Annotated in this window: 23 protein-coding genes and 1 tRNA gene; 12 read left to right on the top strand and 12 right to left on the bottom strand. The window is 61.8% G+C overall.

The window, feature by feature from the left end; genetic code table 11:
• Positions 1 to 49: 49 nt before the first annotated feature.
• A complete protein-coding gene (locus IB267_RS08380) occupies positions 50 to 304 on the bottom strand; it encodes a YjhX family toxin (protein WP_034795416.1) in 255 nt (84 codons plus the stop codon).
• Positions 305 to 511: 207 nt separating this feature from the next.
• Positions 512 to 790 (bottom strand): DUF1294 domain-containing protein, encoded by a 279-nt coding sequence (locus tag IB267_RS08375; protein ID WP_192447243.1) that lies wholly within the window; start codon positions 788 to 790, stop codon positions 512 to 514.
• A gap of 160 nt (positions 791 to 950) precedes the next feature.
• On the opposite strand from IB267_RS08375, the gene gatB reads away from it, so the two are divergent.
• From gatB to IB267_RS08350, 5 genes are all read left to right on the top strand, one after another.
• Entirely contained in the window at positions 951 to 2453 is a 1503-nt protein-coding gene (gatB, locus tag IB267_RS08370; RefSeq protein ID WP_192447242.1) for an Asp-tRNA(Asn)/Glu-tRNA(Gln) amidotransferase subunit GatB, read from the top strand.
• Positions 2454 to 2455: 2 nt separating this feature from the next.
• Entirely contained in the window at positions 2456 to 2950 is a 495-nt protein-coding gene (locus tag IB267_RS08365; RefSeq protein WP_192447241.1) for a GNAT family N-acetyltransferase, read from the top strand.
• A gap of 125 nt (positions 2951 to 3075) precedes the next feature.
• On the top strand, positions 3076 to 3543 hold the full coding sequence (locus IB267_RS08360) for a GNAT family N-acetyltransferase (protein WP_192447240.1): 468 nt from the start codon (positions 3076 to 3078) through the stop codon (positions 3541 to 3543).
• Positions 3544 to 3651: 108 nt separating this feature from the next.
• Entirely contained in the window at positions 3652 to 4047 is a 396-nt protein-coding gene (locus IB267_RS08355) for an NADH:ubiquinone oxidoreductase subunit NDUFA12 (RefSeq protein WP_043614139.1), read from the top strand.
• A gap of 121 nt (positions 4048 to 4168) precedes the next feature.
• Complete coding sequence (locus IB267_RS08350; RefSeq protein ID WP_043614142.1) at positions 4169 to 4621, top strand: DUF2155 domain-containing protein; 453 nt, start codon at positions 4169 to 4171, stop codon at positions 4619 to 4621.
• Positions 4622 to 4660: 39 nt separating this feature from the next.
• Here IB267_RS08350 and aat read toward each other — a convergent pair whose 3' ends face one another.
• From aat to IB267_RS08325, 5 genes are all read right to left on the bottom strand, one after another.
• Positions 4661 to 5275 carry a leucyl/phenylalanyl-tRNA--protein transferase gene (gene aat / locus IB267_RS08345; protein ID WP_043614144.1) on the bottom strand — a complete coding sequence of 205 codons (615 nt, stop codon included), beginning with the start codon at positions 5273 to 5275 and terminating at the stop codon, positions 4661 to 4663.
• 10 nt (positions 5276 to 5285) lie between these two features.
• Complete coding sequence (accC, locus tag IB267_RS08340; protein ID WP_192447239.1) at positions 5286 to 6629, bottom strand: acetyl-CoA carboxylase biotin carboxylase subunit; 1344 nt, start codon at positions 6627 to 6629, stop codon at positions 5286 to 5288.
• Positions 6630 to 6641: 12 nt separating this feature from the next.
• Positions 6642 to 7121, bottom strand: a complete 480-nt coding sequence (gene accB, locus IB267_RS08335; RefSeq protein ID WP_043614150.1) for an acetyl-CoA carboxylase biotin carboxyl carrier protein — start codon at positions 7119 to 7121, stop codon at positions 6642 to 6644.
• A gap of 25 nt (positions 7122 to 7146) precedes the next feature.
• On the bottom strand, positions 7147 to 7593 hold the full coding sequence (aroQ, locus tag IB267_RS08330) for a type II 3-dehydroquinate dehydratase (RefSeq protein ID WP_043614153.1): 447 nt from the start codon (positions 7591 to 7593) through the stop codon (positions 7147 to 7149).
• Between the two features lie 106 nt (positions 7594 to 7699).
• Positions 7700 to 8467: a DsbA family protein gene (locus IB267_RS08325; RefSeq protein WP_192447238.1), complete on the bottom strand. Its 768-nt coding sequence runs from the start codon at positions 8465 to 8467 to the stop codon at positions 7700 to 7702.
• Positions 8468 to 8700: 233 nt separating this feature from the next.
• Between IB267_RS08325 and IB267_RS08320 the strand changes: the two genes are divergently transcribed.
• Complete coding sequence (locus IB267_RS08320; RefSeq protein WP_192447237.1) at positions 8701 to 9858, top strand: pyridoxal phosphate-dependent aminotransferase; 1158 nt, start codon at positions 8701 to 8703, stop codon at positions 9856 to 9858.
• A gap of 112 nt (positions 9859 to 9970) precedes the next feature.
• On the opposite strand, the gene IB267_RS08315 is transcribed toward IB267_RS08320, so the two are convergent.
• Complete coding sequence (locus IB267_RS08315) at positions 9971 to 12775, bottom strand: ribonuclease E/G (protein ID WP_192447236.1); 2805 nt, start codon at positions 12773 to 12775, stop codon at positions 9971 to 9973.
• A 745-nt stretch (positions 12776 to 13520) separates the two neighbouring features.
• On the opposite strand from IB267_RS08315, the gene IB267_RS08310 reads away from it, so the two are divergent.
• The 3 genes from IB267_RS08310 (at position 13521) to prfB (ending at position 18785) form a co-directional block, all read left to right on the top strand.
• Positions 13521 to 14765 carry an N-acetylmuramoyl-L-alanine amidase gene (locus tag IB267_RS08310; RefSeq protein ID WP_246810609.1) on the top strand — a complete coding sequence of 415 codons (1245 nt, stop codon included), beginning with the start codon at positions 13521 to 13523 and terminating at the stop codon, positions 14763 to 14765.
• Positions 14766 to 15102: 337 nt separating this feature from the next.
• Positions 15103 to 17556: a penicillin-binding protein 1A gene (locus IB267_RS08305; RefSeq protein WP_192447235.1), complete on the top strand. Its 2454-nt coding sequence runs from the start codon at positions 15103 to 15105 to the stop codon at positions 17554 to 17556.
• Positions 17557 to 17653: 97 nt separating this feature from the next.
• Positions 17654 to 18785, top strand: a protein-coding gene (gene prfB / locus IB267_RS08300) for a peptide chain release factor 2 (protein ID WP_192447234.1) whose coding sequence is annotated in 2 segments (ribosomal slippage) — positions 17654 to 17722 and positions 17724 to 18785 — 1131 coding nt in all. Because the reading frame shifts where the segments join, the coding sequence is not laid out codon by codon here.
• 68 nt (positions 18786 to 18853) lie between these two features.
• Here the strand turns inward: prfB and IB267_RS08295 are convergent.
• Complete coding sequence (locus tag IB267_RS08295) at positions 18854 to 19342, bottom strand: hypothetical protein (protein WP_192447233.1); 489 nt, start codon at positions 19340 to 19342, stop codon at positions 18854 to 18856.
• Between the two features lie 102 nt (positions 19343 to 19444).
• Positions 19445 to 20218, bottom strand: coding sequence for an NAD kinase (locus IB267_RS08290; protein ID WP_192447232.1), 774 nt, complete (start codon positions 20216 to 20218; stop codon positions 19445 to 19447).
• 157 nt (positions 20219 to 20375) lie between these two features.
• On the opposite strand from IB267_RS08290, the gene IB267_RS08285 reads away from it, so the two are divergent.
• A tRNA-Thr gene (locus IB267_RS08285) sits at positions 20376 to 20451 on the top strand.
• 105 nt (positions 20452 to 20556) lie between these two features.
• Here IB267_RS08285 and IB267_RS08280 read toward each other — a convergent pair.
• Positions 20557 to 20805: a hypothetical protein gene (locus IB267_RS08280; RefSeq protein ID WP_192447231.1), complete on the bottom strand. Its 249-nt coding sequence runs from the start codon at positions 20803 to 20805 to the stop codon at positions 20557 to 20559.
• A gap of 163 nt (positions 20806 to 20968) precedes the next feature.
• Between IB267_RS08280 and IB267_RS08275 the strand changes: the two genes are divergently transcribed.
• Both IB267_RS08275 and IB267_RS08270 read left to right on the top strand, forming a co-directional pair.
• The gene (locus IB267_RS08275) at positions 20969 to 21382 is read left to right on the top strand and encodes a hypothetical protein (protein ID WP_210335806.1); all 414 of its coding nucleotides are present in this window, start codon (positions 20969 to 20971) and stop codon (positions 21380 to 21382) included.
• Between the two features lie 68 nt (positions 21383 to 21450).
• A complete protein-coding gene (locus IB267_RS08270; protein ID WP_192447230.1) occupies positions 21451 to 21801 on the top strand; it encodes a VOC family protein in 351 nt (116 codons plus the stop codon).
• 24 nt (positions 21802 to 21825) lie between these two features.
• Here the strand turns inward: IB267_RS08270 and IB267_RS08265 are convergent, their stop codons facing one another.
• Positions 21826 to 22767, bottom strand: a complete 942-nt coding sequence (locus tag IB267_RS08265) for a LysR family transcriptional regulator (protein ID WP_192447229.1) — start codon at positions 22765 to 22767, stop codon at positions 21826 to 21828.
• Between the last annotated feature and the right edge of the window lie 107 nt (positions 22768 to 22874).

Genomic DNA, 22874 nt, shown 5'->3' with positions numbered 1-22874 from the left:
CTGACGATACCGGGCATGCTGGCATGCCCGGTATCGTTCGTATTCGCCGCTAGCGGTTGTTAAGTTCGGAGCGCACGAGCTGCAGCCCGCGTTCCGTGATGCGGTAGGGTTTTCCGCCGGACGATGAGATCGCCTTCTTCCGCTTCAATTTGCGGAAAAGTTCGAGGTCGAAGCCGGGATAGACCCAGCCGTCACGGGTGAAGCACCGGATTTCGGTGATCGCCTTGTCGTCGCGGGTGATTTCGATGCGGCCGCCCTGGGCCAAATGATGAAGAATGCGCTGTTCTGCGCGCGAGATGTCCATTGTCTGAATATTCCGGAATCGCGTTCGTATGAACGCAGGAAAACGTTCCGCAAAATACTGAAGATGCGGGGTGACGTTTCCGGCCCGTGCGCGCAATCAAAGGGGATTACGCGGACGGGCTTTACCGGGACTCAGGCGAAGAACGGAACATAAAAACTCCAATAGAACGGTGCTTTCCTAAAAGGCCGTCGTTCGCGCGTCAAGGTGTCATTGCAACGCCAGGGTGCCAATGGCCGCCAGCGCCACTTGCAAGACGATGATCAAAGCGAGGCGCGTGCGAAAGGGTTCCTTACGCGTCTTATGTCGGAAGATATGGCGCGCCGTCATTGCACCCGGGCTGCCGCCGAACAGGGCGACCGTCAGCAGCGTCCGCTCGCTGATCCGCCGTTTGCCGGACCGCGCCGCTTGCTTGTCATACCAGAACAGCCCGAAGGCAGCCAAGTTGACGAGAATTGCGAACGCGAGCAGGGCAAAGGCGATGGACATGGCCGAAGTCTTGCCGATAGGCGCTAAACGGTGGTTAAGAGACGCCAGCTGTTTGCATGAGATTGCAGATGGCGTGTCTGATCCAGCCGAACAACTTGCACCGGCGGACCAATTGTTCTACCGAGAAACCAAGAATTCAGGCTTCAAAGAAGAGCATGATATGAGCATTGTCGACGTCCGCACCCCCGATCCGAAACGCTTCATCCCTGGCGCCACCGGCGACTGGGAAGTCATCATCGGTATGGAAGTCCATGCCCAGGTGCTTTCCAATTCGAAGCTGTTCTCGGGCGCATCGACGGAGTTCGGCAATGCGCCGAATGCGAACGTCTCGCTGGTCGATGCCGCCATGCCCGGCATGCTGCCTGTTATCAACGAGGAATGCGTGAAGCAGGCGGTGCGCACCGGTCTCGGTCTCAAGGCCGCGATCAACAATCGCTCGATCTTCGACCGCAAGAACTATTTCTATCCGGACCTGCCGCAGGGCTATCAGATCTCCCAGTTCAAGGATCCGATCGTCGGCGAAGGCAAGATCATCATTTCGGTCGGTCCGGACCGCCAGGGCCAGTTCGAAGATGTCGAGATCGGCATCGAGCGCCTGCATCTTGAGCAGGACGCCGGCAAGTCGATGCACGACCAGCATCCGTCGATGTCCTATGTCGATCTCAACCGCTCGGGCGTCGCGCTGATGGAGATCGTCTCCAAGCCGGACATGCGCTCGTCGGATGAGGCCAAGGCCTACATGACGAAGCTGCGCTCGATCGTGCGCTACCTTGGTACCTGCGACGGCAACATGGACGAAGGCTCGATGCGCGCCGACGTCAACGTGTCCGTCCGTCGTCCGGGCGAGGGCTTCGGCACGCGCTGCGAAATCAAGAACGTCAACTCGATCCGCTTCATCGGCCAGGCAATCGAATACGAGGCACGCCGCCAGATCGGAATTCTCGAGGACGGTGGCAGCATCGACCAGGAAACCCGCCTGTTCGACCCGAACAAGGGCGAGACCCGCTCGATGCGCTCCAAGGAAGACGCGCACGACTACCGCTATTTCCCGGATCCGGACCTGCTGCCGCTCGAATTCGACGACGCATTCGTCGAGGCGCTGAAGGCCGACCTGCCGGAGCTGCCCGACGACAAGAAGGAGCGCTTCGTGCGCGACCTCGGCCTCTCGGTCTATGACGCTTCGGTGCTCGTTTCCGAAAAGTCGATCGCCGACTATTTCGAGGCGGTGGCGGAAGGCCGCGATGGCAAGATTGCCGCCAACTGGGTCATCAACGACCTGCTCGGCGCCTTGAACAAAGCCGGCAAAGCCATTGAAGAGACTCCGGTTTCGCCGGCCCAGCTCGGCGGCATCATCGACCTCATCAAGGCGGAGACCATCTCCGGCAAGATCGCCAAGGACCTCTTCGAGATCATCTGGAATGAGGGCGGCGACCCGGCCGAGATCGTCGAGACCCGCGGCATGAAGCAGGTGACCGACACCGGCGCCATCGAAAAGGCCGTCGACGAGATCATCGCCGCCAACCCGGATCAGGTCGCCAAGGTGCAGGCCAAGCCCTCGCTTGCCGGCTGGTTCGTCGGCCAGGTGATGAAGGCGACCGGCGGCAAGGCCAATCCGCAGGCCGTACAGGCGCTGGTCAAGGCCAAGCTCGGCATCGAGGAATAACGATGTTCTTCGTGCGCACGGCAAGCGAGCGCGACCTGGAGAAGGTTCGCGCTCTGCTGATCGAAACGTGGCACGCGACCTATGACACTTTCTACGGTGTCGAGAAGGTCAAGGAACTGAACGAGCGCTGGCATTCGCTGCCGGCGCTCAAAGCCCGGCTCGCGCGCAAGAACGCCGAGTTCCTCGTTGCCGACGACGGAAGGCAGCTTGGTGGCATGGGCTATGCGGCGATGTCCGACACGCAGGCCAAGACGGTGGTGCTGCACCAGCTCTATGTCCTTCCGAAGTTCCAGCGCCAGGACGTCGGCCGCGATATCGTCGCCGAACTCGAAACCTGCTTCCCGGACGCCGAGCGCATGCGCGTCGAGGTCGAGCCGCAGAACCTGCACGCGCTCACCTTCTATCGGGCGCATGGCTTTGCCGAAGTGGGTGAGACTGCGGGCGACGACCCGTCCGGCCTGCCGGCCATCGTTCTGGAAAAGCCGCTTCTCGGCTAGGCGATCCGCCCGGTTGCCTGACGTTTCGCATGCCTGTGGATAGGCCTGAGAGAAGCGGCGCTGTCATCGCGCCGTTACCTCCGAGTGCTTGATCCGCAGCCGATGAACGATGTGAGCGGAGAACCATGGACGCGACCGAACTCATGATCCGCAAGGCTGAGCGCAAGGATCTCGAAGCGATCGTCGCGCTCTTCGCCAATGATCCGCTGGGCGGTCACGACGACACGACCGACGCTGAGGCCTTCGCAGACTACGCCGCTGCCTACGACCGGATTGAAGCCTCGACGCTGCAGACGCTGTTCGTCGCGGTTCTCGAAGGGCAGGTCGTCGGCACCTTTCAAACCGCGCTGCACACGTCGCTGTCCGGGCGGGGAAGCTCCAGCCTGATCGTCGAAGCCGTCCAGACGCGCGCCGACATGCGCGGCCGTGGGATCGGCGAACGGATGATGCGCCATGCAATTGCCGAGGCGCGGGAGAAGGGGGCCAGGAAGGTGAGGCTCACGTCCAACGCCGTGCGCACCGATGCACATCGCTTCTATGAGCGCCTGGGCTTTGCGCGCAGCCATTTCGGCTTTCAACTACCGTTGAAATGACCGCCTTTACCTCGGAATCACTGGACAAGCCCTGAGCGGCGGGGCATAAGCGGGAACATTGTTTTGGTATCTGGCCGCCTTCCCAACGGCCGGTCAAGGACGGCATCCATGAAGCTCCTGCTGCAGATTTTCACCTGGTGGAACGAACAGACGATCGGAACGCGCTTTCACACCTGGCGCCACGGTCAACGGGTCGGTCAAGACGAACTCGGCAATGTCTACTACCAGGGCGGCAAGGACTCCGAAGGTCGCACCCGCCGCTGGGTGATCTACAACGGCTACGCCGAAGCTTCCGCCATTCCGGCCGGCTGGCACGGCTGGATGCACCACCGGACCGACGTTTCGCCGGCCGATGAAAAGTACACGCCGCGGGAATGGCAGAAGGCGCACCGCGCCAATCCGACCGGAACGGCCAACGCCTACCGCCCACAGGGCTCGATCGCTGCCACCGGCAAGCGCCCGCGCGTAACCGGCGACTACGACGCCTGGACGCCCGGCTCCTGAATAATCTGTTCTCAGTGACGACGACGGACCGCGGAATGGGTTCCTCGATCATGGCGAGGCCACAATTGATGGTTAGCGCCTGAAATCCATGACGAACAGGATACGCGGGAGACAGGCGACGATGGCAGGTTCTGATCTGCGCAAGGCAATCGGCCAAGGAGCACGGCGTTTGGGCTTGTCCCTGCTTGCCGCCTTGCCGCTGGTCGCATCTGCGGAAGCCGTTGACGCAGCCCGCCTTTCCAACGCCGTCGCCGTCTTCTCCGGCATCGACAAGATCACCGGCCGCATCACCACCTTCGACGTCTATATCGGCGAGACCGTGCAGTTCGGCGCCCTCCAGGTCACGCCGCGCGTCTGCTATAGCCGTGACGATACGGAAGCGCAGAAGATCACCACCTTCGTCGAGGTCGAGGAAATCACGCTCGACCGCAAGATCCGCCGTATCTTTACCGGCTGGATGTTTGCCGACAGCCCCGGTCTGAACGCCGTCGAGCATCCGGTCTATGACGTCTGGCTGCAGTCCTGCAAGGCGACCTCGGACCTGCCGCCGCCGGATACCGCGCAGAAGCGCTGAGCGGCGGGGCATATCCCCATTCTTTAGAATTTGGCTTGGTTAGAAGGCGAGGTCGGGCGACGACATCGCGTTCGCGAGCAATACTTCGTATTCCGCCTTCGGCACGTCGACGGCGCCGAACGACTTCAGGTGTTCGGTGGTGAACTGTGTATCGAGCAGTTCGAAGCCGCGCGCCTTCAGTCGCTCGACCAGATGCACGAGGCAGATCTTCGAGGCGTCGGTGCGTCTGGAAAACATGCTTTCGCCGAAGAAGGCCGAACCGAGCGAAACCCCGTAAAGCCCCCCGACTAGTTGGTCGCCTTCCCAGGCCTCGACGCTGTGGGCATAGCCCATCGAGTGCAGTGTCGCGTAGAGCGTGCGGATCTTATTGTTGATCCAGGTTGTCGGCCGGTCGGGAGCAGGGGCAGCACAGCCGTCCATCACCGCTTCGAAGGCGGTGTTGAAGCGGATGTCGAAAGGCTTTCGGCGGATGGTCTTGGCGAGGCTGCGAGAGGTGTGGAAGCCTGCGAGCGGGATCACTCCGCGAATTTCCGGCTCGACCCAGAAGAGCTCCGGATCATCGGCCGAATCGGCCATCGGGAAGAGGCCGATCGAATAGGCGCGCAGCAGCATGTCCGGCGTAATATCGGGCTGCTTGCTGCGCGTCCCTTTCAATGTCTGGTCCTTACTCGGACGTGGCGGCCAGATGCTTCTCCAGCCAGTGGATGTCGTAGTCGCCGTTGGCAATGTCCTGATTATTGATCAGGTCCTGGAACAGCGGAAGCGTCGTCTTGATGCCGTCGATGACAAATTCGTCAAGCACGCGGCGCAGGCGCATCATGCATTCGACGCGGGTACGGCCATGCACGATCAGCTTGCCGATCAGGCTGTCGTAGTAAGGCGGGATCCGGTAGCCCTGATAGGCGCCCGAGTCGACGCGCACGCCAAGGCCGCCCGGCGCATGGAAATGCGTGATCGTGCCCGGGGAGGGGACGAAGGTGCGCGGGTCTTCGGCATTGATGCGGCACTCGATCGCGTGGCCGGAAAACACGATGTCTTCCTGCTGGACCGAGAGACCGCCGCCGGAGGCGACGCGGATCTGCTCGTGCACGAGGTCAATGCCGGTGATCGCTTCGGTGATCGGATGCTCGACCTGAAGACGGGTGTTCATTTCGATGAAATAGAACTCGCCGTTCTCGTAGAGGAACTCGACCGTGCCGGCGCCGCGATACTTCAGCTTCTTCATGGCGTCGGCGCAGATCTGGCCGATCTTCATGCGCTGGTCGACGTTGAGGGCCGGCGAATTCGCCTCTTCCCAGACCTTCTGGTGACGGCGCTGCAGCGAGCAATCGCGTTCGCCGAGATGCACCGCATTGCCGGCGCCGTCGCCGACGATCTGGATTTCGATGTGGCGCGGCTTGGAGAGGTACTTCTCCATGTAGACGGCGTCGTTGCCGAAAGCGGCAAGCGCTTCGGTGCGGGCCGTCGCAACGGCTTCTTCGAGGTCCGCCTCGCTGCGGGCGACCTTCATGCCGCGGCCGCCGCCACCGGCGGTCGCCTTGATCAGGACCGGGAAACCGATCTTGCGGGCGACTTCGAGCGCGTTCTCCGGCTTCACTTCGCCGTCGGAACCCGGAACGACCGGGATGCCAAGTTCTTGCGCCGTCTGCTTGGCGGTGATCTTGTCACCCATGATGCGGATGTGTTCCGCCGTCGGGCCGATGAAGGTGATGTCGTGCGCTTCGAGGATTTCGGCGAACTTGGCGTTTTCCGACAGGAAGCCGTAGCCCGGATGCACGGCGTCGGCACCGGTGATTTCGCAGGCGGCGACGATCTGGTGAATGTTCAGATAGCTATCGCGCGAGGGCGGCGGGCCGATGCAGACGCTCTCGTCGGCGAGGCGCACATGCATGGCGTCGGCGTCGGCCGTGGAATGAACGGCGACCGTGGCGATGCCGAGTTCCTTGCAGGCACGAAGCACGCGAAGGGCGATTTCGCCGCGATTGGCAATGAGAATTTTCGAGATCATCGCCGCGCCGCCTTATTCGATTACGATCAGCGGTTCGCCATATTCGACGGGGGCTGCGTCCTGGACGAAGATTTCGGTGACCTTGCCCGAGCGCGGAGCCGGGATCTGGTTCATCGTCTTCATCGCTTCGATGATGAGGATCGTCTGGCCTTCCTTGACCGTGGCACCGACCTCAACGAAGGGGCGGGCTCCCGGTGCGGGGGACAGGTAGGCAGTGCCGACCATCGGCGCGGTCACGGCATTCTTCGATGCGCGGGCGCTCTCGGCGGCGGGAGCGGCAACGGCGTTTGCCGGGGCGGCCGCTGCGGCGGGCATCTGGTAAGCCGGCATCTGCGGCATGGCCATCGGCATCGCAACCGGCGTGCCGTTGCGCGAAACGCGAATGCGCAGGTCGTCCTGCTCGACTTCGATCTCGGTCAGATCGGTGTCCTTGAGAATATTGGCGAGATCGCGGATCAGCGCCTGGTCGATACCTGGTTTCTTGTCAGCCATGGAATATGAGCCTCTTGTGTTCTTTTTATTTCGACGGATTTGTCAGGTTCTTTAGCGCATGCAGCGCAAGAATGTAACTCTGTGCGCCGAAGCCGCAGATGACGCCCTTGACGGCGGGTGCGATCATCGACTTGTGGCGGAACTCCTCACGCGCATGGATGTTCGAGAGGTGCAGTTCGACGACCGGAATGCCGATGGCGCGGATGGCATCATGAAGTGCGATCGACGTGTGGCCATAGGCAGCCGGGTTGATTGCAACGCCTGCGGCGACGTTGCCGGCCTCGTGCAGCCAATCGACCAGCGTTCCCTCATGGTTCGACTGGCGGAAATCGACGTCGAAGCCGAGCGCCTTGCCTTCCGCCTTGCACATGGCCTCGATGTCGGCCAGCGTCTGCCCACCATAAATACCCGGTTCGCGCTTGCCCAGCGCATTCAGGTTGGGGCCGTTCAGCACGAAAATGGTCGATGGCATAAGGGATTCCGGTCCGGTCATGGAGGGTTACCTATAGACTGATGGTCCCGCGAGGAAAAGCCCTTTGGGCCCCCGCGGGATTTGTCCACAGTCATGGGAAGGTTTGTCAGCAGGCGGTCTTGCCGCATTCGCGCATATTGGCGACCTTGCCTTCGATCTCCTCGGCGCCGACGGCTCCGAAGACCGCTTCGTTGCCGATGACGTAGGAAGGCGTTCCGGTGATGCCGAGGTCGTTGGCAAGGCTGTAGGCCTCGCGCACGGCCGCGTCATGCGGCTCCTTTTCCATCTTGGCGCGCAGGTCCTTTTCGGAAACGCCGAGCTTGGCGGCAACCGCAAGCGCCGTCTCCTCCGTGGCGCGGTCCTCGCCGCCGAGCAGCGCCCGGTGGAAGTCGCCGTATTTTTCCGGAGCGACCAGGCGGAAGGCGGCGCTCACCTTGTGGGCGGCCAGCGAATCCGGGCCGAGGATCGGCAGTTCCTTCAGCACAAAGCGCACGTTCTTGTCCTTGGCGAGGATGTCGTCCATGTCGGAAAGCGCGCGTTTGCAGTAGCCGCAATTGTAGTCGTAGAACTCGACGACGGTGACGTCGCCCTTGGGGTTGCCGAGCACCATGTCATAGTCGGAATTGAAGATCGCCTTCTTGTTCTCGGTGATCGCGCCTTCCGCCGCTTCCTGCTGCTTGGCGCGCTGCTTCGTCGTCAGCGCCTCCTGGACCTCGAGCATGATCTCCGGATTGGCGATCAGGTATTCCTTGATGAAGGCGCCGATCTCTTCCTTCTGCTTCGCGTCGAGCGCGAACGCGTTTTGGGGCAGGCTGACCCCGGCCACGAACGCTGCGAGCGTCCCGGCGGCAATCATCTTGGTGCTGAAGTTCATTTCTACCTCGTTGTCCTTGCGTATCCTGTGTGTCGTCCATCGCGTGTCGCCGGGTCAACCGGCTGTTCTGAGTGACAACAGGATTCCTCGTATCCGCAATATGCCGGCAGCATAGGGTGGGTGCTGCGGAAACGAAACGGCAAAATCGGCGGAAATACGGCACTCGCGGACTTGTGAAGGTCATTTTCATCGGGCAAAGGGCTGGAGAACAGCCGCATATCGAGGATTTTCCGTTGGTAGATTTGTCAAAACGCAGTGCCGTCGAACCTTTCCATGCGATGGACGTACTGGCGGAGGCGACCCGTCGCCGCGACGCCGGCCACCCGGTGATCTCGATGGCGGTCGGGCAGCCTGCCCACCCGGCGCCCAAGGCAGCTCTCGACGCTGCGCGCAAGGCGCTTGAGCATGGCAGGCTCGGCTATACCGACGCGCTCGGCACGTTGTCGCTGCGCACAGCAATCGCCCGGCACTATGAAAAACGCCACGGCATCGCGCTCGATCCGCAGCGGGTGGCGGTCACCACCGGCTCATCCGCCGGCTTCAATCTCGCCTTCCTGGCTCTCTTCGATCCCGGCGACTGTGTTGCCATTGCGCGGCCGGGCTATCCAGCCTACCGCAACATCCTCGCAGCCCTCGGCCTGACGGTCGTCGAGGTCGAGGCCAATGTCGAGACCGGCTTCACGCTGACGCCTGAAAGTCTTTCACGTGCCGCTGCGAAATTAGGCCGTCCTTTGAAAGGCGTGCTTTTGGCGAGCCCGGCCAACCCCACCGGCACCGTGACGGGCAGGGCGGGCCTCAAGGCGCTGGCTGACTATTGCCGAGCCGAATCGATTGCCTTCATCTCCGACGAGATCTATCACGGGCTGACCTTTGCCGGCGAAGAGGCCAGCGCGCTGGAGGTGACCGACGAGGTGATCGTCATCAACTCCTTCTCGAAATACTATTGCATGACCGGCTGGCGGATTGGCTGGATGGTGCTGCCGGCCGACAAGGTGCGCGGTTTCGAGCGTATCGCCCAGAGCCTCTACATCTCGCCGCCCGAGCTCTCGCAGATTGCGGCAGAAGCAGCACTCGACGCCCATGAGGAACTCGACCGCTACAAGACCGCCTATGCCGCCAACCGGGATATGCTGATGAAGCGGTTGCCGGAGATCGGCTTCTCCATCGCCTCGCCGATGGACGGCGCCTTCTACGCCTACGTGGATGTCACGCGCTTTACCAATGACAGCATGGCCTTTGCCAAGCGGATGCTCGCCGAGATCAATGTCGCGGCGACCCCTGGATTCGACTTCGATCCGCTGGAAGGGCACCGCACGATGCGCTTCTCCTATGCTGGTGCCGAGGCCGACATGGTCGAGGCGGTTGACAGGATCGGACGCTGGCTGGCGTGACCGCCTGAGCGAACGGGCAGGGGCAAAGCCCCTTCTGTCGTCCGTCTAAAGGAAAAGGCCCGGATCGCTCCGGGCCTTTCGTATTTTCAGAGTTTGGTACTTGCAGCGCGGCTTAGAAGAAGCCGCGGCGCTGCCACCAGCCACCCTTTTTCGGCTTGGCCGGCTCTTCCTCTTCGGGCTTCGTCGCGCTCGACGTCACCACCGGTTCGGAGGCGATCTTCGAAAGGTCGCGGTTGGCGCGCACCGGTTTGGTCTCGGCAAGGTCGGCCGCAGCCTCTTCCACCTCTTCGACGGCCGGGTCGGCAACGGCGGGCTGGTCTTCGATCGCTGCCTGGGCAACTTCGTCGACGCTGACTGCCGGTTCTTCAGCCTTGACGGCTTTCTTGCGGGTGCGCTTCGGCTTGGCAGGCTTTGCGTCCGCCACCTCGACTTCTTCGGCAACCACAGCCGTTTCCTCGACAGCGACAGCCACTTCGACCTCGGCTGCAGCGGCCGGTGCCTCTACGGCTTCGGCTTCGTCTGCGCCATTGTCGCCGGCTTCCGCATCGGCATCGGCATCGAGCTGGCCTTCACCTTCGCCTTCCGGACGGTTGCGGCGGCCGCCACGCTTGCCCCGGCGGCGGCGCTTGCGCTTCTGATCGCCATCGGCGGTCGCGGCGTCCGCATCGACACCCTCGTCATCGCCTTCATCCTCATCGGAACCGTCGTCAGCATCGCCTGCCGATTCGGAAACCTGGAGGGCGCTGCCTTCGGCCTGCTGGCCACCCTTGCCGCGACGGCGGCGACGGCGCTTGCGCTTGCGTCCATTCTGATCGTCGGACTGGGCAGCAGCCTTCGGCTGTTCCTGGCGCTGTTCGCCGACGACTTCTTCTGCTTCTTCCTCGTCGAGATCCTCTTCGATCACGACGTCGTCTTCTTCCTCTTCCGGCTCGAAGTGCAGCAGCTGCTCGATCTTGACCGGGTTTTCGACCGGCTCGCCGCGATCGATCGCGAAGTGCTGGGCGCCGACATGGGCGTCAGCCTCGATGATGATCGAAACGCCGAAGCGGGCTTCGTAGTCCATGATCGTGCCGCGCTTCTGGTTGAGCAGGTAGAGCGCGATATCCGGGATGGTGCGTACGGTGATGTCGTGCGTCGTGTTCTTGAGCAGATGTTCCTCGATGCCGCGCAGCACGTGCAGGGCGACGGAGGATTGCGAGCGAACATGACCCGTGCCGTTGCAGTGCGGGCAGGTCTGCATCGTCGATTCGAGCACCGAGGCACGAATGCGCTGGCGCGACATTTCGAGCAGGCCGAAATGCGAGATGCGGCCGACCTGGATGCGGGCGCGATCGTTCTTCAGGCAATCCTTCAGACGCTTCTCGACCGAGCGGTTGTTCCGCTTTTCTTCCATGTCGATGAAGTCGATGACGACGAGGCCGGCAAGGTCGCGCAGACGCAACTGGCGAGCCACTTCTTCGGCAGCTTCCAGGTTGGTCTGGAGTGCGGTGTCTTCGATCGAGTGCTCGCGCGTCGAACGGCCGGAGTTGACGTCGATCGAAACCAGCGCTTCGGTCTGGTTGATGATGATGTAGCCGCCGGACTTCAGCGTTACCTGCGGCTGCAGCATGCGGTCGAGCTGCGCTTCGATGCCGGAGCGCGAGAAGATCGGATGCACGTCGCGGTAAGGCTGAACCACTTTGGCGTGGCTCGGCATCAGCATCTTCATGAAGCCCTTGGCTTCCTTGTAGCCTTCCTCGCCGGAAACGATGATCTCGCTGATGTCCTTGTTGTAGAGATCGCGGATCGAGCGCTTGATCAGGCTGCCTTCCTCATAGACGAGGCAGGGGGCCGTGGAGTTCAGCGTCAGCGTGCGGACGTTTTCCCACAGGCGCATCAGATATTCGAAGTCGCGCTTGATCTCGACCTTGGTGCGGTTGGCACCGGCGGTGCGCAGGATCACGCCCATGCCCTGCGGCACTTCGAGGCCGCGGGCGATTTCCTTCAGGCGCTTGCGGTCCTGCAGGTTGGTGATCTTGCGCGAGATGCCGCCGCCGCGTGCGGTGTTCGGCATCAGCACCGAGTAACGGCCGGCAAGCGACAGATAGGTCGTCAGTGCCGCGCCCTTGTTGCCGCGCTCTTCCTTGGCGACCTGAACGAGCAGGATCTGGCGGCGCTTGATGACTTCCTGGATGCGGTACTGCTTGCGCGGCTTGCGAACCTGGCGGTCCGGAACCTCTTCCATGGCGTCTTCGGCGCCGACGGATTCGATGATTTCCTTTTCGCCGTCGTGGCTGTCGTCGTCATCATCGTCGTCGTCATGGCGACGGCGGCTGTCGACATCCTCAGAAATGGCGTCGGTATCGACCATGGCAGCCATCTCGCCGCCATTGCTCTCGTCGCCATCGGCCGACGCGGCAGCGGCTTCTTCCGCAGCCTTGGCCTTGGTCTTGCGGGTGCGCTTCGGCTTCGCCTTCGGCTTTTCGGCCGGGGCTTCCTCTTCGACGACCGGTGCGGCGTCAGCGACGGCTGCGACCGGCTCGGCTTCAGCGTCAGCTTCCGTGACGATTTCGAGATCCACGGGAACGGAGAGTTCGCTTGCCGGGGCAGGGGCGGTCTCGACATGCTCGATGTCGTCGTCGCGCCGCGCTTCTTCGGCTTCGGCCTTCAAGAGCGCCTGACGGTCGGCGAGCGGGATCTGGTAGTAGTCGGGGTGGATTTCGGCGAAAGCCAGGAACCCGTGGCGGTTGCCGCCGTAATCGACGAAGGCGGCCTGGAGCGAGGGCTCCACCCGGGTGACCTTCGCCAAGTAGATATTGCCGCGGATCTGCTTCTTGTGTTCCGACTCGAAGTCGAACTCTTCTATGCGGTTCCCGCGAACGACAACGACGCGCGTCTCTTCTGAATGAGACGCATCGATAAGCATTTTCTCTGCCATCTAAGCTGTGCTCCTCGGCGCGCCAGCGGAACGGGAGACAGACCTGCTTCCTTAGGAAGACTGCCAAACACGTCGGAAGGTGCGCCGGATATGAAAGTTCCTGTTTGGCGCAGGCGATGGTGCAGCAGCCAGACGACAGCCGGAACATGTGTGTCCCGGGGCCGCGCTACTTCTGACCGATACTGCTGAGTCAACATCAATGACCAAACAAGAATGCCAATGTCTAAGGTCTCATGAAGACCCGATGAATGCGCCCGCTTGCGGGCGTCGGTGAAAAATCACCATCAAGAACTCCGGCCACCGCCGGAAATTTGCGATCCAGTGTACGGGGAGGAAATGCAGCGACGGCGGATGAACATCTTGCGACCGCAATGCGATAAGTTAACCGGTCAATCCGGTTCGACCGCACCCTGGCGCCAAGCTTTGGAGAAGCTCCGGCTGCCCGGTCGACTGTTCTATCCCGTCAACACTTTCTCCTTGTGACGCTTTTATGTTTTCTATGTCACATTGGCAAGGGAAAAGCCCGTGCCGCCACAATAATGATCGATTCGCTTGTCCACGTGGAGTAGGTCGATAAACGGTAAATCGATTGTCCCCGCTGGCCGGGGAAGATGATCATTGTCAAGCATTGGTTAACCATAAGGGTTCATTGATCAACCTGTGCGTACAGCAGCCGTGCGTCGGCTGCTGTTTGGTTTTCTGAGAAAGTGGTGGAGAGCCCGAGGTGAGGCCTTTGGCGGTTTGTATGCGTGGTTCGCTGTTGTCTTTGATGTCGCGCGCGGGCAGGCTTCTGCTCGGAGCATCGCTGCTAGCCGGCGGTCTTCTTTGGAACGTGCCGGCGGCAGGGGCCGCCGAGCCGGGTCCTTTGCTCGCCTTTGCGGCACGGATCGCAGGTGACGATGCGCGCACGCGCGTCGTCGTCGAGTTTGATCGCAAGCCGGAATTCTCCCTGCACTATGTCGCCGATCCCGTTCGTGTCGTGGTCGACCTGCCGGAAACGGCCTTCGGCCTGAAGGCGGACAGCCTTGAACCACGCGGCCTGTTCGATGCGATCCGCTACGGCGGCATGGGGGCGGGCAGTTCCCGCATCGTTCTTTCGGCAAAAGGCCCGGTCGCGGTCACCCATGCGGAAGTTGTCGCGGAAGAGGGGGGCAAGGGTTACCGCCTCGTGCTCGATGCCGAGCGCGTCGACCAGGCGCGCTTCGATGCGCTTCTCGGTGAGCAGCAGTGGACCGGATCGGTTGCCGCCACCAAGACCGACAGACCGGTTGCCGTCGCCCCCACGAGGGAAGGCGGGCCGTTCATCATCGCGATCGATGCGGGCCACGGCGGCATCGATACCGGCGCGCTCGCCGGCGAAACGAAGACGGAAGAAAAGCACGTTACGCTCGCCTTCGCGAAGGATCTCGTCGAGGCCCTGAACAAGGGCGCCGGGATCGAGGCTTTTCTCACCCGCGACAAGGACGTCTTCCTCTCGCTTCCCCAGCGCGTGCAGATCGCCCGCAACAAGGGCGCCCATCTCTTCATTTCTCTTCATGCGGACGCCCTGCGCCAGAAGGACATCCGCGGCGCGACGGTCTATACCATCTCCGACAAGGCCTCCGACCATCTGGCTGCAAGCCTAGCCGCCCGCGAAAACTTGTCCGACGAAATCGCCGGTGTGCCGCTTCAGAGCGAGCCGGCGGAAGTGGCCGACATCCTGATCGATCTGACACGCCGCGAAACGCAGGCCTTCTCCGTCAACATGGCACGCGCCGTCGTTTCGTCCTTTGAGGGCCAGATCAATCTCATCAACAATCCGCACCGTTTCGCCGGCTTCCGCGTGCTGCAGGCGCCGGACGTGCCCTCGATCCTGCTTGAACTGGGCTTCCTGTCGAACAAGGAGGACGAAAAGCTGCTGCTCGACCCGGAATGGCGCAAGAAGGTTTCCGAGCGTCTTGCAGTCGCCGTGCAGCGCTACCGCGAGCAGGCCGTCGCCAGCGGCGGCTGACGTTTGACGGCAGGTCCGGGAACGAAGTGATTTGTGTCGCCCCGGTAACAGCGCTATGCTTTTCAACGGGATGCGCACGGGATTATCGCATAACAGCCCTATTTTACGCACAATCCGGGACCTAACCGGAATTGCGCCCGGATTTGTTGAGAAACGAGTTGAAGCCCGGAGTTCCCCGCCATATGAGGAGCCGGGTTGGCGGGACGCTGCGACGCCAGACGATTTCGCGTGAAAGAGTTTGGTCGGGCCGCTGCCATAAAGCCGGCAGGACAGAGCATGGACTGTCAGTCGGGCGGTTCGGCAATTGGACGATAATTAAGGTACCGGTATCTGACTGATGATCAGGCTGATTGGATATTTTTTCGGGATTGGCGCGTTTCTGCTGCTGGGTGTGGCCGGAGCCGTGGCGCTCTATCTTGGTGTCGTCACCAAGGACCTGCCGGACTACGAGGTGCTGGCGAAATATTCGCCACCGGTGACCACGCGCTTCCACGCCGGCAACGGCGCGCTGATGGCGGAATATGCCCGCGAACGGCGCCTCTATCTGCCGATCCAGGCCATCCCGGATCGCGTCAAGGCAGCCTTCATCTCGGCGGAAGACAAGAACTTCTATCAGCATCCGGGCGTTGACATCACCGGTCTCGCGCGCGCCATCGCGGTAAACCTGCAGAACTTCGGTTCCGGCCGCCGCCCGGTCGGCGCCTCGACGATCACACAGCAGGTGGCCAAGAACTTCCTGCTTTCATCCGACCAGACGATCGACCGCAAGGTCAAGGAAGCGATCCTCTCCTTCCGTATCGAGCAGGCCTACAGCAAGGACCGCATTCTCGAGCTCTATCTCAACGAGATCTTCTTCGGTCTGAACTCTTACGGCATCGCCGGCGCCGCGCTGACCTATTTCGATAAGTCGGTGACCGAACTGACCATTGCCGAGACTGCCTATCTTGCAGCGCTTCCGAAAGGCCCGGCCAATTACCATCCGTTCCGCAAGACCGCAGCAGCGCTCGAGCGTCGCGACTGGGTGATCGACCGCATGGTCGAAAACGGCTACGTCACCAAGGCTGATGGCGAAGAGGCCAAGAAGCAGCCGCTCGGCGTCAATCCGCGCCGCGGCGGCGCCCATCTCTTTGCATCCGACTTCTTCGCCGAAGAAGTCCGTCGTCAGATCATCCAGAAGTACGGCGACAACGCGCTTTATGAAGGCGGCCTTTCGGTCCGCACGTCGCTTGACCCGCGTCTCCAGACCGCGGCACGCAAGGCCCTTCAGACCGGCCTGTTGACCTATGACGAGCGTCGCGGCTTCCACGGCCCAGTCAAGTCGATCGAGATCGGCGGCGACTGGGGCGAGCCGCTCGGTGCGGTCGTCGCCTTCAGCGACGTGCCCGAATGGAAGCTCGCCGTCGTGCTTTCCGTTGATGGCCAGGGAGCCGAGATCGGCATCCAGCCGGAGAAGGAAGCTTCGGGCAAGATCGTCGCCGAGCGTGTCACGGGACACATCTCCGCCAAGAACATGCAGTGGGCCTATCGTTCGGCCAACGGCGACCGCAAATCGGCGAAATCGCCTGAAGGCGTCTTCGGCGCCGGCGACGTGATCTATGTCGAGCCCCTCGCCGAAAAGGGCGAATACCGTCTGCGCCAGCCGCCGAAGGTGCAGGGTGGCCTTGTCGCCATGGACCCGCAGACCGGCCGCGTGCTGGCGATGGTCGGCGGCTTCTCCTATGGCCAGTCGGAATTCAACCGCGCGACCCAGGCGATGCGCCAGCCGGGCTCGTCGTTCAAGCCCTTCGTCTACGCAGCCGCACTCGACAACGGTTATACCCCGGCGTCGGTTATCCTCGACGCGCCGATCGAGATCGTCGCCGGCGGCCAGGTCTGGCGTCCGGAAAACTACGGCGGCGGCTCTGCCGGCCCGTCCACGCTGCGCCTCGGCATCGAGAAGTCGCGTAACCTGATGACCGTTCGCCTCGCCAACGACATGGGCATGAACCTCGTTGCCGAATACGCCGAGCGCTTCGGCATCTACGACAAGATGCCGCCACTGCTCGCTATGTCGCTGGGTTCGGGTGAAACCACCGTCCTGCGCATGGTTTCGGCCTATTCGGTTCTCGCCAATGGCGGCAAGCAGATCAAGCCGTCGTTGATCGACCGCATCCAGGACCGCTACGGCAAGACGATTTTCCGTCACGAGGACCGCACCTGCGACAACTGCAACGCCGGCGATTGGCAGAACCAGGAAGAGCCTGTTCTGACCGACAACCGCGAGCAGGTGCTCGACCCGATGACCTCCTACCAGATCACGTCGATGATGGAGGGGGTGGTGCTGCGTGGCACGGCTGCCGGCAAGATCAAGCTCGATCGTCCGGTTGCCGGCAAGACCGGTACCACCAACGACGAAAAGGATGCCTGGTTCGTCGGCTATACCCCCGATATGGTCGCCGGCCTCTATCTCGGCTTCGACAACCCGGCCCCGCTTGGCCGCGGCGCGACCGGTGGCAGCCTCGCCGTGCCGATCTTCAACGACTTCATGACCGAAGCGGTGAAGGGCACGCGCCCGAGCAAGTTCGTCGTGCCCGAAGGCATGAGCATGGTCGCCGTCAACCGCAAGACCGGCATGGCCGCCCAAGAGGGCGAGCCGGACACGATCATCGAGGCCTTCAAGCCCGGCACCGGTCCGGCCGACACCTTCTCGGTCATCGGCGGTCTCGACCAGTACGTGCCGCCGGAAGAGATCCTCAAGAATTCGCCACAGGCGAACCAGGCAGTGACCTCCGGTTCCAACGGCCTGTTCTAGTCCTTATACCCGTCACGCGATGCCCGCCGCCTTTACATCAGCGGCGGGCATCGCTATTTGACGCTCACTTTCCTATCTGTTCACAAGAAGCAGGATCATGCGCAGCGAAATCGAGAATATTGTCGACGAAATCAAGCAGGCCATAAGCCTGCTGAGGAGGCATCTTTGACTGGGATCAGGCGGTAAGACGACTGGACTGGTTGAACAACAAGGCGGAAGATCCGACCCTGTGGAACGATGCTGCGGAAGCGCAGAAGCTGATGCGCGAGCGTCAGCAACTCGACGACGGCATCAATGGCCTTCGTCGTTTCGAGCAGCAGCTCAACGACAACATCGAACTCATCGAGCTCGGTGAGGAAGAGGGCGACGCGGCGATCATCGCCGATGCCGAACAGGCACTGCGCGTTCTCCAGGCGGAAGCGGCCAAGAAGCAGGTCGAGGCCATGCTCTCGGGCGAGGCCGACCAGAACGACACCTATCTCGAAGTGCATTCGGGTGCCGGCGGCACCGAGAGCCAGGACTGGGCCAACATGCTTCTGCGCATGTATACCCGCTGGTCCGAGCGCCAGGGATACAAGGTCGAGCTGATGGAAATCCAGGACGGCGAAGAAGCTGGCATCAAGTCCGCGACGTTGCTCGTCAAGGGCCACAATGCCTATGGCTGGCTGAAGACCGAATCGGGCGTACACCGCCTCGTTCGTATTTCGCCCTATGACAGCAATGCCCGCCGTCACACCTCGTTCTCCTCGATCTGGGTCTACCCGGTCGTCGACGATTCGATCCAGATCGACATCAACGAGAGCGACTGCCGCATCGACACCTACCGTTCGTCGGGCGCCGGCGGCCAGCACGTCAACACCACCGACTCGGCCGTGCGCATCACGCACATCCCGTCGGGCATCGTCGTGCAGTGCCAGCAGGAGCGTTCGCAGCACAAGAACCGGGCGAAAGCCTGGGACATGCTGCGCGCCCGTCTCTACGAAGCGGAACTGAAGAAGCGGGAAGATGCCGCGAACGCCGAAGCCGCGTCGAAGACGGACATCGGCTGGGGCCACCAGATCCGCTCCTACGTCCTGCAGCCTTACCAGCTAGTCAAGGATCTGCGCACCGGCGTCGAAAGCACGGCACCGGGCGACGTTCTCGATGGTGAACTCAACGAGTTCATGGAAGCAGCCCTTGCACACCGCGTTGCCGGTGGCGCGGATGCCGTCGTGGATGATTTGAACTAAGGCTGACAGCGGTCTGCCGAACTGAAATTGAAGAGGGCCGGATGTTCACATCCGGCCCTTTCTTTTGCTCAGTTGGAAGCGCGCTCGATCTTGATGTCGCCGAGATCATCGATGAGCACGGTCCAGCTCTCAGGTTCTCGCACCGACGGGTCGGTCTTCAGATAGACGGTCGCAAACATGCCGGGCTGTGCGGTGACGCCGGTCGATGTCTCCGGACGGATGTCGGTGACATAGGCCTTGAGCGCGGAGAATTCTTCGAGTTCCGCCGACGAAATCACCACGGGGCCGGCCGAGGTCGCTTCCACTTGCTGCAAATGGACCTGGGCGGTTCCGTCCGCTTGGCGAAGCGCGATCAGCTTGTAGTAGCCGCGCCGGGAGTCGCCCGGCTTCTCGGCGGCGGCGTTCGGGTCGAGTGACGACAGCGGCTCTCCACTTTCCTCCCAGTAGCCGGTGCTGGTCACGAAGGTTGCCTCAGGCGGAACGATGTTGGCATCCTGAGCCTTGGCGCCGGCGCTGCTAAAAATCAGGAACAGCGCGAGGAGGGCGGATCTGTGCATTGGGTCGTCGTCCTTAAGGCGGCGGCTCGGCTGCCGTTTGCTGCGGGCCGGCGGAGACCTGGCCGGCAGGATGATACCATAGGTCGCGCGGAGAACGTGCGCTCAGTTCGAAAATTGCTCGGCCAGGATGCGGTCCGACCAGGAATGATCGGGATCCGAAAGGATACGCGCCGTCATGTTTTCCGATTCGGCGATCTTCACCCTGACCACCGACTTTACTTCCTGATGGTCCGCCACGGCGTTCACCGGCCGCTTGTCGGCCTCGAGGATTTCGATCTCGACCGTGACATGGTTCGGCAGGAGCGCACCGCGCCAGCGGCGCGGGCGAAAGGCGCTGACCGGGGTCATCGCCAGAAGCGGGGCCTCGAGCGGCAGGATCGGTCCGTGGGCGGAGAGATTGTAGGCGGTGGAGCCGGCAGGGGTGGCGACCAGCAGCCCGTCGCAGGTCAACTCCTCCAACCGTGTCTTGCCATCGATCAGAACGCGAAGCTTTGCTGCCTGGTAGGACTGGCGGAAGAGGTAGACCTCGTTGATTGCAAGTGCCGTGAAGCTCTCGCCATAGACGTCGGTCGTCTGCATCTCCAGCGGATGAAAAGCGTTCTCGACCGCCTGGCAGATCCGGTCCGTCAGGTTCTCGGTGCTGTAGCGGTTCATCAGGAACCCGACAGAGCCACGGTTCATGCCATAGACCAGCTTGCCGCTGTTCATTGTCTGGTGCAGCGTCTGCAGCATGAAGCCGTCGCCGCCAAGCGCGACGATCACATCTGCTTTCGACGGATCATGGTCACCATAGATCGCCTTGAGATCAGCCGCAGCCTTTTGCGCCTCTTCCGCGGGCGAGGCGAGAAAGGCGAAGGAATTGAACGTTCGGGCCATGAAATTCTAGTCCGCTCGATATGTTATGCGCCGCCAGCGGCAATCTTTCTCCATCGTTTCTGGCATGGCCCGGAACCGAACGCATCTGAAAAATTGGGAGAATTCGCAATTTTGCTTTACACCACATGAGATTATGGTAACTCCCACCAAAGCAAGTGCCCTTATAGCTCAGTTGGTAGAGCGGCTGATTTGTAATCAGTAGGTCGGGAGTTCGAGTCTCTCTGGGGGCACCACTTCATTTCTTCCCCATTGGTTCTTCCGAGTTTTTGGCCGCTACCGTGCCGGATTTTGATTGTTCGGGGCGTTGCCGCGGTACACCGTCGATGCAAAGCGAGCCGTCAGTCACGCATCGCAAAGACGGCCATGAATACCGGCGTTCCGATCACAACGCCGACAATCGAAAACAGCGGTCCATAGACCAGCGCGCTCAGTGGTATGCCGGCGGCGCATGCCGCTATGCCATCCTCCAGGCAGTTGTACGGCCCGCCCTCGAATATGTCGTAGACCGGCAGGAACAGTCCGGCGACGATCAGGCTGACAAGGAATGCCAGGACGGCGGAGACGATCAGTCTTCCAAGAGTTCTCATACTCCTGAACTATAGGGAATCAGTGGTTTCGGCCACCGCCGATTGTACCTCCCGTTTTTGATAAGCGGCATATGAGCATTCTTCGGCTGCTTCTCGTGGAAAGGTCCTGATCATCGAACACGTTCTTTCAGCAGCGGCCAAGGCCAGCTTCGCCAAACCCGCAGTGCTGGCGCCGATCGGATGGGCGTGCGTTCTGCTGTGCGGCTTTATGGTTTGGAGCCCCGCCAACGCGCAGGAGGGATCCGATTGGGCGGAGATGAGTTCGGGCGCGACGCAAGTTTCCGGCTTGGGGTCGGTCCGGTATTCCGTGGGATACAGCAACATCGGCTATGACCACTTTCGTTCGGAGATCGTGGTTGAGTGGCGTGACGGCGCTAAGCGGACGCAGACGATCTACGAAGGCATCTACGACAGGCCGCCAGCAAGGGTCTGGGGTGTTCAAGGCCATCTTTGCGTTTCGATGCAAGCTTGCGCCCGATATGAGGACGCCTGCACGGCGCAGGTGATCGCCTACCGATATGACGCCGGCGCCAGATCCTTTGCCGAGCTTGAAAACGGCGAGCAGTGCAGTCGATGACTGCGGCACCGACTTCGAGCGAATCTCCGTGACAGTTCAGTTTCGGCTCATGGATTACGGAGGAGAATATGCCGGCGATCGGCTTGGGTATTGGAGCGGTCTTCGTTCCGGTTTCGGATATCGAGCTGGCGAAGGCGTGGTATGCGCGCCTGCTTCAGGTCGAGCCGCCGGAGACCACGCATGGCCATCTCGCCGTGTTTCCAAGGAGTGGCGGCGCGCGGCTCGTTCTCGATGCCCAGATCTTCATGCCGGGCAAGCGACGGGACGCGCCGCTTTTTCACTTCGACACGGAAGATGTGGCGGCCGCAACCAGCCATGCACAGGCCCTCGGCGTCGAGATCGTGACGCCGGTGCAGTCCGAGCAATGGTTCACGATCCTCGATCCCGACGGCAATGTGCTGATGATCTGTCGGTGCTGATCGGAAAGCCGCACTGCTGCGGCATCAGATGTCGAAGGACGGCCCCATGCGCACCGGAACCTCGCGGCACTTCTGCAGGGCGTTGAGCAGGTTCTCGGCCAGATAATCGATCAAGGCTCTTGTCGCCGGCAACATGCCCTGGCGGGATGGGAAGACGAGGTGAACGACGACGTCGTTCGACGTCCATTCCGGCAGCACCGGCGCAAGCACGCCGGCGCGGAAGGCGCGCTCGCAGATATGGTCGGGCAAGAGTGCGACCCCCATACCTTCGATCGCGGCGCGTTCGAGAATCAGGAAGTCGCTGCAGCCGATGATCGGGCGGTGGGTGATTTCCGTCGTGTTGCCGTCGATCGAAACCAACCGCCAGACGTCGGTCGGGTGCTGTTCGTTCATCGAGAGCGTCGCCTGCTGGCTGAGGTTCTCGATGGTGATCTCGCCCGAGCGGGCAAGGAAGGTGGGGCTGGCGGCAAGCCGCTCGCGCACCTCGCCGAACTTGCGGATGATCAGCTGGTTGTCCGTATCGAGCTGACCGCGGGCGCGCAGCGCCACGTCGACCCGCTCTTCGATCAGGTCGATGCGACGGTTGGTGGCTGTAATCAGCAACCGGACGCCGGGGTAGCGGCGGTGAAACGCTGGCAGGATATCGGCAAGCATGGGGGTGAAACCGAGCGGGCAGGCGAGCCGGACCGTGCCCGAGGGTTCGGCGCGCACGGCGGCGATCTCCGCTTCGGCGGCAGCCACCCCGTCGAGAAGGCTCTGGCAATGCTCGTAGAACACCCGGCCGATGTCAGTGACACGCAGCTTGCGGGTCGAGCGCTCAAGCAGCCGCACGCCGAGCTGCTCCTCCAGGCGGGCCACATGTTTGCTGAGCTTGGATTTGGGTATATTGAGGTCCCGTGCCGCGGCACTGAAGCCGTTGTTTCGCACGACGGCGGCAAAAAGCCCGAGGTCGTTCAGATCCTGCATTGTCCTGTCTCCGAAGTGCGGATGATGCATATGATTGTTTCCGTCTGGAAACAGTATGTCAAATATCCGCTGGCTTATCGGGTCATTGTTTTCCCCTCATATGTGGA

This window comes from Ensifer sp. ENS09 (assembly GCF_014852425.1).
GTDB lineage: Bacteria > Pseudomonadota > Alphaproteobacteria > Rhizobiales > Rhizobiaceae > Ensifer.
Note: the sequence above shows the minus strand (reverse complement) of the source record. Positions and strands in the feature narration are given on the sequence as shown.

Excerpts from the sequence above, each read along its gene's own strand:
- IB267_RS08355 (WP_043614139.1), top strand. The coding sequence starts at position 3,652 with ATGAAGCTCCTGCTGCAGATTTTCACCTGGTGGAACGAACAGACGATC.
- gatB (WP_192447242.1), top strand. The coding sequence starts at position 951 with ATGAGCATTGTCGACGTCCGCACCCCCGATCCGAAACGCTTCATCCCT.
- IB267_RS08290 (WP_192447232.1), bottom strand. The coding sequence starts at position 20,218 with ATGGCCCGAACGTTCAATTCCTTCGCCTTTCTCGCCTCGCCCGCGGAA.
- IB267_RS08315 (WP_192447236.1), bottom strand. The coding sequence starts at position 12,775 with ATGGCAGAGAAAATGCTTATCGATGCGTCTCATTCAGAAGAGACGCGC.
- aroQ (WP_043614153.1), bottom strand. The coding sequence starts at position 7,593 with ATGCCATCGACCATTTTCGTGCTGAACGGCCCCAACCTGAATGCGCTG.
- IB267_RS08310 (WP_246810609.1), top strand. The coding sequence starts at position 13,521 with ATGCGTGGTTCGCTGTTGTCTTTGATGTCGCGCGCGGGCAGGCTTCTG.
- accB (WP_043614150.1), bottom strand. The coding sequence starts at position 7,121 with ATGGCTGACAAGAAACCAGGTATCGACCAGGCGCTGATCCGCGATCTC.
- IB267_RS08280 (WP_192447231.1), bottom strand. The coding sequence starts at position 20,805 with ATGAGAACTCTTGGAAGACTGATCGTCTCCGCCGTCCTGGCATTCCTT.
- IB267_RS08265 (WP_192447229.1), bottom strand. The coding sequence starts at position 22,767 with ATGCAGGATCTGAACGACCTCGGGCTTTTTGCCGCCGTCGTGCGAAAC.
- IB267_RS08360 (WP_192447240.1), top strand. The coding sequence starts at position 3,076 with ATGGACGCGACCGAACTCATGATCCGCAAGGCTGAGCGCAAGGATCTC.
- IB267_RS08375 (WP_192447243.1), bottom strand. The coding sequence starts at position 790 with ATGTCCATCGCCTTTGCCCTGCTCGCGTTCGCAATTCTCGTCAACTTG.
- IB267_RS08295 (WP_192447233.1), bottom strand. The coding sequence starts at position 19,342 with ATGCACAGATCCGCCCTCCTCGCGCTGTTCCTGATTTTTAGCAGCGCC.
- IB267_RS08325 (WP_192447238.1), bottom strand. The coding sequence starts at position 8,467 with ATGAACTTCAGCACCAAGATGATTGCCGCCGGGACGCTCGCAGCGTTC.
- IB267_RS08350 (WP_043614142.1), top strand. The coding sequence starts at position 4,169 with ATGGCAGGTTCTGATCTGCGCAAGGCAATCGGCCAAGGAGCACGGCGT.
- IB267_RS08380 (WP_034795416.1), bottom strand. The coding sequence starts at position 304 with ATGGACATCTCGCGCGCAGAACAGCGCATTCTTCATCATTTGGCCCAG.
- IB267_RS08305 (WP_192447235.1), top strand. The coding sequence starts at position 15,103 with ATGATCAGGCTGATTGGATATTTTTTCGGGATTGGCGCGTTTCTGCTG.
- IB267_RS08365 (WP_192447241.1), top strand. The coding sequence starts at position 2,456 with ATGTTCTTCGTGCGCACGGCAAGCGAGCGCGACCTGGAGAAGGTTCGC.
- accC (WP_192447239.1), bottom strand. The coding sequence starts at position 6,629 with ATGATCTCGAAAATTCTCATTGCCAATCGCGGCGAAATCGCCCTTCGC.
- IB267_RS08270 (WP_192447230.1), top strand. The coding sequence starts at position 21,451 with ATGCCGGCGATCGGCTTGGGTATTGGAGCGGTCTTCGTTCCGGTTTCG.